Origin of the sequence: Marinilabilia salmonicolor (assembly GCF_003003035.1) — a bacterium.
Lineage (GTDB): Bacteria > Bacteroidota > Bacteroidia > Bacteroidales > Marinilabiliaceae > Marinilabilia > Marinilabilia salmonicolor_A.
The window spans coordinates 1-11,745 of the sequence record NZ_PVTS01000031.1; the positions used below are offsets into that span (position 1 = coordinate 1).

An 11,745-nucleotide genomic window follows, 5' to 3' on the forward strand; every position below is an offset into this window, starting at 1 on the left:
TTGAAATTGACTTGTGGATCCGCTTTTACCTTGTTTTTGGTTTTGCATTAATAATTTCAAAGATCTTTTTTTGCCGTATAGTACGTTCATGAACCTACTGTACCGGCCGATGGCCCCCCTTCGGGATGCCTGCTTTTTTTCAAAAGCGAGTGCAAAGATAAATCAAATATTTTTCTTCGCCAAAATTATTTTTCATCTTTTTTTCAAGTGCTGATCTCGTCAGCTCTTACTCCAAAAAGATTGCTCTGCTTTTTCGCTCGGACCCCTTGGTCTCTCTTGCAAAGCGGGTGCAAAGATAACGCATTGTTTCCCGCTTTTCCAAATCTTTTTTCAATCTATTTGTGTGAAAAAATGTCAACCCGCTGAGGGTCAAAGTTCGATGCCTGGAAATTTCACCTCACCATAGTGTCCTAGATATCTTCCAAAAGGGATTTCATCCCTTAAACCCTGAATTACTTTTTTGTCTTGATATAATAAAGTAATCAAAAAAAGACCACGATTTTGCCAGCTTCCGCTCAAAAAACTACAGTTCTTTTATCGTAATCGTCAAAACTCATCTCACTTACTGCGTGCGTGAGATTCAAACAGAGACGATTTTACGATAAAGCAACCTTGTTTTTAGGCTTATCTGCCAAGGTCGGTCCCACTACATCAGCCAATACGCTCAAAACATTTATCAAAACAAAATATGTCACAAAAGTAAATGTAAAAGGTTTTGGGGGAGAGTGTCAAGAGGAAATCGGGTTGAGGGATGAGGGTTGAGGGTTGAGCCAGCTCATCAGCTAATATTTGGATCCTTATCACGAAAATTCTTTACAGTTATTGTATCTTCGCACAAAATTCAATACAAAGAAGTTATGACACACAAAGCCGGTTTTGTTAATATAATAGGTAATCCCAATGTGGGGAAATCCACCTTATCCAATGAATTAATTGGAGAACGTTTATCCATAATAACCTCCAAAGCACAAACGACCCGTCACCGCATATTTGGCATTGTAAACAAAGATGATTACCAGATTGTATTTTCCGACACCCCGGGAGTATTGCAGCCCAAGTACAAGCTTCAGGAATCGATGCTTCACTTTTCCAAATCGGCCCTGTCGGATGCAGATATACTATTATATATAACCGACACCGTGGAAACCCCTGACAAAAACAATGAGTTTTTGGAACTGGTAAAGAAAAGTGACATTCCCGTGCTGTTGGTTATCAATAAAATTGATCTCATCCAGCAAAAAGAACTGGAAGATCTGGTGGATTTTTGGAAAAAGGAGATTCCACGTGCAGAAATATATCCCATGTCGGCGCTTCACAAATTCAACATCCAGAATCTTTACGACAGGATTGTGGAATTACTACCTGAGTCCCCCCCGTTTTTTGATAAAGATGCCTTAACAGATAAACCTGAACGATTCTTCATTTCCGAAATCATCAGGGAGAAAATATTATTGAACTACCAGAAAGAAATTCCCTACTCGGTGGAAATAGAGGTACAGGAATTTAAAGAAGGCCCCAAAAGAACCGACATCCGGGCTGTGATTCATGTGAGTCGCGACTCACAGAAGGGTATTATCATTGGTCATCAGGGGAAAGCGCTCAAGAAGCTGGGCATTGACTCCCGTAAGGAGATAGAATTGTTTCTAGGAAAACAAGTATATCTTGAACTCTATGTGAAAGTTTCAAAGGATTGGAGGGATCAGGATAACTTCCTGAAGAATTTCGGGTACGAGAAGTAATAGGGATGAGATCTGTAAATCAATCATTTTTATTACCTTTGCCCGCTTTTAAAAATTGAAAAACACAAAATAATCGAATAATAGCATGGGGAACATCGTAGCCATAGTAGGTCGGCCAAATGTAGGCAAATCAACTCTTTTTAACCGACTTACCGAATCTCGTCAGGCGATTGTTGACGAAGCCAGCGGAGTAACGCGAGATCGTATTTACGGCAAATCTGAATGGAACGGAGTCCGTTTCTCTGTAGTAGATACAGGTGGTTATGCCATCAACTCGGAGGATCAGTTTGAAAATGCCATTCGGGAACAGGTACTCATTGCCATTGAGGAGGCTGATGTGATTGTTTTTGTGGTGGATGTAAGCACCGGAGTCACCGATTATGATGAAGCCGTGGCCGAAATTCTTCGACGGAAAGCCAAAAATGTAATTATAGCAGTAAACAAGGTGGACAATCATCAGCAAATACCGGAAGCCTCGTACTTTTACTCTATGGGTTTAAATGAATTGTTTCCCATATCCGCTATCAATGGCGCAGGAACCGGCGAGCTGCTTGATCACCTGGTAAAAATCCTGCCAGACAAAGGAGAGGAAGAGGATATTGAATTGCCCCGTTTCACTGTTGTTGGACGTCCCAATGCAGGAAAATCCTCACTTATCAACGCCCTTATCGGTGAAGATCGAAATATCGTGACCCCACTTTCCGGAACTACGCGTGACAGCATCTTCACACGATACAATAAATACGGCCATGATTTCTATCTCGTGGATACTGCAGGAATCAGGAAAAAAACCAAAGTTCACGAAGATCTGGAGTTTTACTCTGTAATGCGAGCCATCAGAGCGATTGAAAATTCTGATGTCTGCCTTCTGATGATTGATGCTACCCGTGGATTTGAAGGTCAGGATCAGAAAATTTTCAGCCTCATCGAACGCAACCGAAAAGGGGTGGTGGTTTTAGTCAATAAATGGGACCTCATCGAGAAAGAGAACAATACCGCAAAGGAGTTTGAAGAGGCATTAAAATCCCTGACAGCACCCTATACCGATTATCCGGTAATTTTCACTTCAGCCACCGAGAAAAAACGTATTTTCAAAGCCCTGGAAGAGGCATTGGCCGTTTATGAAAACAAATCACGAAAGGTTGGAACCTCCAAACTTAACGAGTTCCTGCTGCCAATTATTGAAAACTATCCACCTCCCGCCAACAAGGGCAAATACATTAAAATAAAATACATAACGCAATTGCCAGCGTCGGTTCCTTCTTTTGCATTCTTCTGCAACCTGCCGCAATATGTAAAAGAGCCCTACAAGCGATTTGTGGAAAATAAATTAAGACAAAAATGGAATTTCTCAGGGGTTCCGATGAATATCTTCTTCAGAAAGAAATAGACAACTTAAAATCACAAAAAGGAGGCCGGTGAAGATCTGCCTCCTTTCTTTATAGAAGTTCAGAGTATCAAGATTGTCTATAAGAACAATCCCGTTCACCAACTTTTTACTACCTTTGTCTATAATATTTCTAAATAAGCAATGCAATGCACATAAGTCCCCACACAAAAATGTCGGACCTGGTGCAGTCAGACTTCGAGCTTCTGGCTGTATTACAAAGACTTAAGATACCATTTGGTTTCAAAGAGAAAAGTATTCAGACGATATGCCGTGAAGAAGGCATTGACCTCAACTTCTTCTTGAACCTGGCAAGGTGGTACCATGAGCGGGACTTTTTCCCGGGTGAGACTTTGATGAATCACCCGGTAAAGTGGCTGGTAAAATACTTACGCAGCACACATTCATGCTACATTGAGTATCACATTCCACGAATAGAGGAAGAAATAATCCGGATGGAATCACTGGATCGATCAGGCGGACACAATATGCAATTGATGCTAAAATTTTTCAGGGAATACATTTCAGAATTTACCACACATATCCAACTGGAAGAGGAAAAGATTTTTCCATACATTTTAAGTCTGGAAGAAAACTTTGAAAAAGAAACTCCCGACCCTGAATTTCTCAAGACTGCCAGAGGATATACCATCAAGGATTTTCTGGATGAACATAGTGACATTGAAGAAAAACTAGTGGATTTACGAAATATTCTTCTGAAGTATCTTGCACCGCCATCGGACAACTGCCTTTTCACCAATGTGCTGATAGAAATATTTCGATTGGGCAACGACTTGAATGATCATACCATTCTGGAAGAAAATGTATTGATTCCTCAGGTTATAAAACTGGAAAGAGACTTTCACAATAAATTTCCCCGGTAACAAAGCGTCATCATGGCCAAAGTACTAATTGCAGAAACATCATACCTGGTTCGTAAGGGTTTAGTAAGCTTGTTGGAACAGACCGACGGGGTTACTGAGCTCAAAGCAGCAGGCCATCCTGACACTATAGTACAGACACTGAAAGAGTTCAGTCCGGATATTATTTTGCTCAACAGCGCAATACAGATGCCTGTAACGCACGACAAACTCCTCTCGCTGCTCCACGACAAAGCCCGGTTTATATATATCATCAACACCCCTTTGCCTGAAGACAGCCCCGCAAACCACATATCGGTTTTTGATACCAAAAACAAATTGACAGAAAAACTCAGTCATCATCTCAGACAGTATGAATCAGCAGAAGAGAAAGAAGAGACTGAAGAACTTACTCCAAGAGAAAAACTAATTCTTAAGCATGTGGCATTGGGATACACCAACAAGGAGATTGCAACAAAATTATTCATCAGCACACACACTGTGATCTCGCATAGAAAAAATATCACAAGAAAGCTGGACATCAAGACCGTTTCCGGTCTCACCGTCTATTCTCTAATCAACGGAATTATCAAAATGGAAGATATCCAATAACACCTAATTTCCGCAAAGATTTTACACTTTTCATCCGTATAAAATTTATTAATTAAGGTCGGATGGAACTCGCATGCAAGAATTTATACATGTTCTTTTGAGGCAATCGCTGCCATGCTCGTTTCATTCGTCTAAAGTTTTGTGGCAATCAGGTTAACCCCCATTTAGCCTGCTCTACTGAATCGAATCTGCAAGAAACACCCCTTTTTATTATTACTTCCCCACAGATTTCCGGGTAGTAAGGAAGATATCGGACCAACAATCCGCTTCCATTTTTTTAACTTTGCAAAAAAAAGAACGTGGACGACAAACAACTTCTGTGGGAAAAAGTACCCCTTAGCGAACGAATAATGGCCGGCCTGGTAGATATTGTAATAGCCGTATTAATATCCCTGTTTCCCAAAATAGGCTGGATGTTTGGAGTGATTTACCTTTTGGCAAAAGACTCTCTTTCATTTCTAAATGGCCAGAGTTTTGGTAAGAAAATCTTTAATTTACGTACCATTGCTCTGCCACATTATGCTTCTTTATCGGGGTGGCCCGAGAAGTCCATCATTCGCGGACTGGTGCAGGTGATACCTGTCCTAAACATTATCGATCTGTACTACCTTATTACCAAAAAAGTCAGGATTGCAGACAAATGGGCCGAAACCCGTGTCATCCGCAATCAGGATTGGGAAGCCAAAGGCAGTTCAATGTAAAAGCTGGTGCCTGTTCCGGTATCTGTTTCAAACCATATTTTTCCCCCGGCACTTTCGATGGTGCTTTTGACAATAGCTAAGCCAAGTCCCATACCACTTGTTTTGGTGGTGAAATTGGGTACAAACATCTTTTCCCGAATCTCTTCCGGAATTCCTTTCCCATTGTCTTCAATTTTCACCAACACAGAGTTCTGTTTTACTGATGTTGAAATACGGATAAGTCCTGTCAATCCACGAGGAATGGCCTGAACTGCATTATTTATGAGATTATTAAAAACCCCAAGCAGTTGTTCTCCATCAGCATGAACGATTATTTGTTGGCGACCGCCAAAGTCTGTTTGTATTTCCACATCCCGGCTATTGGAAAAGAGCGTCACACTGCTTTTGATTTTATCAATGAGGTTAACATCCTCACGTCTGGCAGCCGGCATTTTGGCAAAGTGACTAAATTCTGTAGCAATGGATGACAGCTTTTCAATCTGTTCAATCAAAGTACCTGTTACCCGCTTCAGATAACTGTCAAAATCCTCCACCTTATCATTCCAGGCACGCTGAAGATATTGAATGTTAAGCTTCATTGGTGTGAGCGGGTTTTTAATCTCATGGGCAATCTGGCGGGCCATTTCGCGCCAGGCCAATTCCCGCTCCGTACGTGCCAGCTTAGAGGCACTATCGGCCAGCTCATCGACCATACGGTTGTATTCCCCCACCAGGCTGCCAATCTCATCCTTCCCCTGATAATCAATTTTTTCATTGTGCTTATCGATTTTCAGGTCGGCAAGTTTGGACTGAAGAACCTGCAGTGGACGTGTGATTTGTCTGGAAAGAAACACCGTGATTCCGATAATGATAAAGGAAAACAAAAGATAGAAATTTACGACCGTCATCACCACCGAGGAAACCTCTTCACGCAACTCATTATTAGCTACGAAATATGGAACATTGATGTATCCCATTAGCATATCCTGACGATTGTAAAAAGGAACATAATAAGACCTAAACTGCAGGTCACCTATGGTTTCCTGACCCAGGTAGCGATTCTCCCCCAGGTGGGTAAGCCGGTAAAAGGCAGAAGGATTCATCTGCCCGCCAATAAGACCCTGTTCAAACATTTCAGGCCGGGAAGAAGCCAAAAGCATTCCGTCCGTTCCATACAGGTTTATATCACAAAAGAAAACATTGGAAATGGTTTGAAGCTGATAATTCAGATACTCTTCATTTCCACGGGACAATGTCCCCTCAAGACCTATCTTCGACTCCAGATCCAACAATACCGATTGAACTTTATCATTGAGCAGTTCATTGTGTTTGTTTTTGTACTGCTCCACAGTATAAAATACTGTTCCTAAGGCCACAACAAGCAATATCAAAAGCATCAGACCCACAAAAGAAAGCTGAATTCGTTTTTGAACCGACAGTCGCAACGAGAAAGAAACAGACCCAAGATTGGACAGACCGATAAGAACCAATCCGATAAGAAAAAACAATATAAAATAGACTGAAAAGGCAATAAAGACCTCAGAAACGGTATTGTCTTTCCGACTTAGAATCACCAGCGTATCCGGTTCGGGCTTAAACAAAACATGTGAATAATCATCATCCTTTACCATCTGCATTTGACCTTCATCAAATGAAAGTTGCGGATAATTGCCATGATAGTCATATTCTCCTGAACGACGTACCAGACGACCATCCACATATTTGGCATAGGAATAACCATCGAAAAGTGCCAGGCGATTCTGTTCTTTCTGACTTACTAGCAACTCGGGATATCCCAGCCCTTCGAAATAGGGTTTGGACTGCAACTCAACAAAAAGAGTGGTTTCCAACGGGTGTCCCTCGAAAAACCGAAACACGCCCAAGTAAGAGACACGCCCGTTGTCGTTACTGAGATAATAAAAATTATCGCTCCCCTCTATAGGACGCCCCTGATTACCCAATGTTGCAAAGAAATACTGATAACAATTGTAGTTTTCTCCTGTCTCTTCAAACACCACATTTCCACCGGGCCAGCAAGGCACAATTTGCATCTCATAACGTCCCCAGTAACCGTAAAAATAGTATTTAAGCAGATGGTTCTGAACAGCCATCTGATTTATGTTGTTGCGTGCCAGTAGCTGTCGCAAAGGAGCGTCGCGAAGAATCTGATCTTCAATGTCAGCCAGATACATTTCAGCCACTGGATCTTCTTCTCTCAGTAACTGATATGAAAGGTTTTCAACCAATAATTCGCGGGTACCTTCCTCCTTGCTGATAGACAAATTAATAAGAACCGAACCTGCGAAAAGCGCAAACAAAGTAATGATCCAGATAAAAGTATTGTACGAATGGCGCAGCCGGTAATTCCTTTTTACAAGTGCCAGCAATAACAGGAAAATCCCTGTAAAGATTATTGACCAATCTCCTGTGCCATAGCCTACCCCACCTCTTAATACAATGGCCAGTGTCATTGTCCCTAATATCAGAACCGACATGGTCAATCGTTTAAGCCTGAACAGAAACAGGCGGATGATTTTCTCGGCAATCAAAGAAAAAGAAAAGAACAAAAATGCCAGAACCACAATTTTAACCACAGCAATCCCGTCTAGTTCAACCACTTTGTAAAAGACTGCCGGTTCTGCGGAATGTTCTACCAGCTTGTACACAATTCCCATCAGAAAAAACATCCACATCTGCACCAAAAAGAGCCCTGAAAGAAAACAGATGCCTTTCACATAGATACTATCCGATTGGAAGAACGGAATGTCAGGCCACCGAAAAAAACGGAAAAACAACAACGAGGTCAACAGTAAAAAGACAACCAGTAGCAGAAGTGCCCCCAAAGAAGGTAAGAATTCTGACATGGCAAAGTGCAACGGAGAAAAAAGCCCCAACCCGTCGAATGCAGACATTCCTGAATGCCAAAAAACAAAATAATAGAATACTCCGAAAACAACCACTGCCAAAAGCAGCCGAAAGTTGATCCACCGATCTGCCCTCCTGCCATTTAGCCACAAAAACATCAATCCCCAGATGGAAAGTACAGACAACAAATAGAAGATGAGCAAATATGTCTGACTGCTGTTTCTATTCGTTTTCAGCGATAAATCACTTACAGAGAACAAATATTCTCCCTCTAATCCGAAGACAGGTTGCCACGGCGAAGTCTGATCACGCACAATACGAACAGAAGGAGATAACCCTTCCGGCAATACGTACCGGTCGTGCAAATATTTATTCTGATAAGGATAGGAATATTTTAAACGATAGAGGCCCACCAGAGAGTAGGCATTGTAACGAAAGTGCTGAACCAGAAAAAAGCCGTTGTCGAGTTCTATCACAGGTTGGGTGAAAAACACAGGATGAATATCCTGAACCGGAAGACGCTGGTCTGACCAAGCCACCAACTCATTATCATAAAAAAGCAGCATTTCATGATCAGATTCCGATACTGAATCCATATATGCCCAGGCAGCTTTTGGATATTCCAGTAAACTGTCAGGAAACTCTTTGAGCAATTGATTCAGAGAAGCCTGACGCTTCTGAATGGATCGCTCTAACTGTGGTATGTCTATTTGTTGCTTTTGATTACCTGCAGCAAAAAATTCAATCAACAACCCTGCGGAGGTTGAGATCGAAAACAGAATTACCAAAAACCACCAAATTCTTCTAACAGACATAAAAAACGTTTATATGGACTGAACCTTTGTCAGCTACCCAGCCTTACAATAACCATGCAAAGTATTAATCGTGATGATAAGGTTCGTTTTTCAAAATCGTCATTGCACGGTAAAGCTGTTCAGCAAAAATAAGCCGAACCATCTGATGGGAGAAGGTCATGCGGGACAGGCTAATCTTGCCGTTGGCCCTTTGGTAAACCTCCTCCGGAAAGCCCCAGGCGCCACCGATTACAAATATCAGCCTTCTTGCGCCTCCCAACATTTGTTTCTCCATATACTCGGAGAATCCGCGGGAGGAAAAAATTTTACCACCTTCATCCAATAAAACCAACTGATCAGAATTCTCCACATTCTTTAAAATCAATTCACCTTCCAGTTGCTTGAGCACTTCAGCCTTCATTTTTCCGGCATTTTTTATGTCAGGCAAAATTTTGGCTTCAAATGGCAAATAGTGATTCAATCGATCAAAATACTGTTTAACACCCTGTTGCAACCATGGCTCAGCGGTTTTCCCAACCATCAGGAGCAATACTTTCATCCGTATAAAATTTTGTAATCATCTGATAAAAAACTAATTAAAAATTTGAGAACGAATGGAACCGCTTCGCTCTCGCATAATATTTTTTAAACATATTCTTTTGTGATATTTATGCTTAAAAAATATCATGCTCGTTTCATTAGTATAAAATTTAATTATTAAGGTCTAATGGAACACGACCAAAGCAATCGGGACTCGTTTCATAATTATTTGTTTCCTAAAATGTTTGTGAGGACTAATATACAATAGATCGTTAGATTTTTAGAGGTTAGAGGTTAGAGAAATCGTATAACATTGACATTCGGATTTTTATCAAAAACACCCACTTAAACTTAAGGGTTTAATTTCCAGGACCTTGAGAAGGTTTAACGGAATATTGCGCCAATAATGAGTTTTAATTTTGGACAGAATTACCCAATAACAATCCACGATAAAAAAACTGTAACTTTGTGGTTTAATTTTTGCTTTATTATACTTTTGTATAAGCAATACAGCAAAACCAATAAAAATGAAGAATCTGATAAAAATTCTACCGGTTATTGCCCTTTTAATGACAATTAATCTGGCACAGGCACAGACGGGGCCCCTCCCTTCGGAGGTTGTTAAAGCCGTAAAAGCCGGAGATGCCAATGCATTAAAACCTCATCTTAATAATAAAGTGGAACTTTTGATTCCGGGAGAATCCGGTGTTTACAGCAAAGAACAAGCCCACTTTATTCTAAAAAGTTTTTTTGAAAAAAATAAGGTAACCTCATTCGAGGTGCTCCACCACGGAACACGTCAAAATGCCACTTTCGCCATTGGAGAGTACAGCTGTTCTGCTGATCGTTACCGAATCTATTTCCTGGTAAAATCAAATAACAATCAACGGTTGATTCACCAGATCAGGATTGAAAAACAAGACTAACACAAATGATGAACGAATACCTTGAACCATTTATCATCAATGCCCTCAAAGAAGATGTGGGCGATGGTGATCACTCTTCGCAATCATGTATTCCTGCCGATGCCGAAGGGAAAGTACAATTGCTTGTTAAAGAAAGCGGCGTACTGGCCGGTGTTGATGTGGCTTTCGAAATATTCAGATATTTACAACCCGATATTGAAATCAGTCCCCTGCTGGGAGACGGAACTTTGGTACAGCCGGGAGATGTAGCATTTACTGTACGGGGAAAGACACTTACCCTGCTGAAGGCAGAACGTCTGGTGCTCAACATCATGCAACGTATGAGCGGAATTGCCACCCAAACGCGAGAATATGTGCAGTTGGTAGATGGATTGAACACCAAAATTCTGGATACCCGCAAAACGACACCAGGAATGCGTTTTTTGGAAAAAGCAGCAGTCAAGATCGGTGGTGGAGAGAACCATCGCATGGGACTTTATGATATGGTTATGCTCAAAGACAACCATGTGGATTTTGCCGGTGGCATAAAAAAAGCCATCAAAACCGCACAAAAATACTTGAAAAATATCGGGAAAGATCTAAAAATAGAGATCGAAGTGCGCAACATGGATGAACTGCAGCAGGTATTGAATACCGGTGGTGTTCACCGCATCATGCTGGACAACTTCGACACCGGCACTACCCGACAGGCAGTGGAACTCATAAACGGAAAGTATGAAACCGAATCATCCGGAGGCATCACCAAAGAAACACTGCGCAGCTATGCAGAGTGCGGAGTTGATTACATCTCGGTAGGTGCCCTCACGCATCAGATTAAGAGTTTGGATATGAGTTTGAAGGCTGTTTAATAATTATCTTTAAAGTTTCACTCGCAACAAAATGCTTACCTCCAGAATATTGATTGGCGTAAGGGAAATGCGTCTTGGGTTGCTAACACCACTGCTAAAACTTTAGTTAACACACGGTCGAAAGCCTTGCCACAGGCTTTTTTATCAAAATCACATTTCCAACGATTTATAGATTAAAAATGCATCTTCAAAAGCCTGGAATTAAAATCCGGGCTTTTCTTTTTTCTTCTACAGTCGTCTGTAACCCCATAAGTAAATTGTCTTTTAAATAACTTGACATCCTCCACCATCCTTTTTAATTTGCACCATCATTAGTCGGGAAAGGGCCCCCGACAAAAATCTTAACATCTAATCCAAAGAATTATCATGACACGATTTACCAACTCCGTGGTGCTATCTGGCACGCAATCCATTCTGACAACAGATTACCCAACTGCTACCTCTCCATAAAGTATTTTCCACAGTACTATTTAAAGTCCGTCTATAAACTAAGT

The 11,745-nt window shown here is 41.2% G+C and carries 9 protein-coding genes; 7 read left to right on the forward strand and 2 right to left on the reverse strand.

What is annotated here, in order from left to right:
• Positions 1-857 precede the first annotated feature (857 nt).
• The 5 genes from era to BY457_RS18440 all read left to right on the forward strand — a co-directional run bounded on the left by era (position 858) and on the right by BY457_RS18440 (position 5,299).
• Positions 858-1,739 carry a GTPase Era gene (gene era, locus BY457_RS18420; RefSeq protein WP_106154800.1) on the forward strand — a complete coding sequence of 294 codons (882 nt, stop codon included), beginning with the start codon at positions 858-860 and terminating at the stop codon, positions 1,737-1,739.
• An 85-nt stretch (positions 1,740-1,824) separates the two neighbouring features.
• Positions 1,825-3,129: a ribosome biogenesis GTPase Der gene (der, locus tag BY457_RS18425; protein WP_106154801.1), complete on the forward strand. Its 1,305-nt coding sequence runs from the start codon at positions 1,825-1,827 to the stop codon at positions 3,127-3,129.
• 146 nt (positions 3,130-3,275) lie between these two features.
• The gene (locus BY457_RS18430) at positions 3,276-4,010 is read left to right on the forward strand and encodes a hemerythrin domain-containing protein (protein ID WP_106154802.1); all 735 of its coding nucleotides are present in this window, start codon (positions 3,276-3,278) and stop codon (positions 4,008-4,010) included.
• 12 nt (positions 4,011-4,022) lie between these two features.
• Positions 4,023-4,598, forward strand: coding sequence for a response regulator transcription factor (locus tag BY457_RS18435; RefSeq protein WP_106154803.1), 576 nt, complete (start codon positions 4,023-4,025; stop codon positions 4,596-4,598).
• A 299-nt stretch (positions 4,599-4,897) separates the two neighbouring features.
• Positions 4,898-5,299: a hypothetical protein gene (locus tag BY457_RS18440; protein ID WP_258176794.1), complete on the forward strand. Its 402-nt coding sequence runs from the start codon at positions 4,898-4,900 to the stop codon at positions 5,297-5,299.
• Here BY457_RS18440 and BY457_RS18445 read toward each other — a convergent pair.
• The gene (locus BY457_RS18445; RefSeq protein ID WP_106154805.1) at positions 5,266-8,958 is read right to left on the reverse strand and encodes a sensor histidine kinase; all 3,693 of its coding nucleotides are present in this window, start codon (positions 8,956-8,958) and stop codon (positions 5,266-5,268) included. The genes BY457_RS18440 and BY457_RS18445 overlap by 34 nt on opposite strands.
• 64 nt (positions 8,959-9,022) lie before the next feature.
• Positions 9,023-9,496, reverse strand: a complete 474-nt coding sequence (rlmH, locus tag BY457_RS18450) for a 23S rRNA (pseudouridine(1915)-N(3))-methyltransferase RlmH (protein WP_106154806.1) — start codon at positions 9,494-9,496, stop codon at positions 9,023-9,025.
• 508 nt (positions 9,497-10,004) lie between these two features.
• Here rlmH and BY457_RS18455 point away from each other — a divergent pair.
• Both BY457_RS18455 and nadC read left to right on the forward strand, forming a co-directional pair.
• A complete protein-coding gene (locus tag BY457_RS18455) occupies positions 10,005-10,403 on the forward strand; it encodes a DUF4783 domain-containing protein (protein WP_106154807.1) in 399 nt (132 codons plus the stop codon).
• A gap of 5 nt (positions 10,404-10,408) precedes the next feature.
• A complete protein-coding gene (nadC, locus tag BY457_RS18460) occupies positions 10,409-11,251 on the forward strand; it encodes a carboxylating nicotinate-nucleotide diphosphorylase (protein WP_106154808.1) in 843 nt (280 codons plus the stop codon).
• The last annotated feature ends 494 nt before the right edge of the window (positions 11,252-11,745 follow it).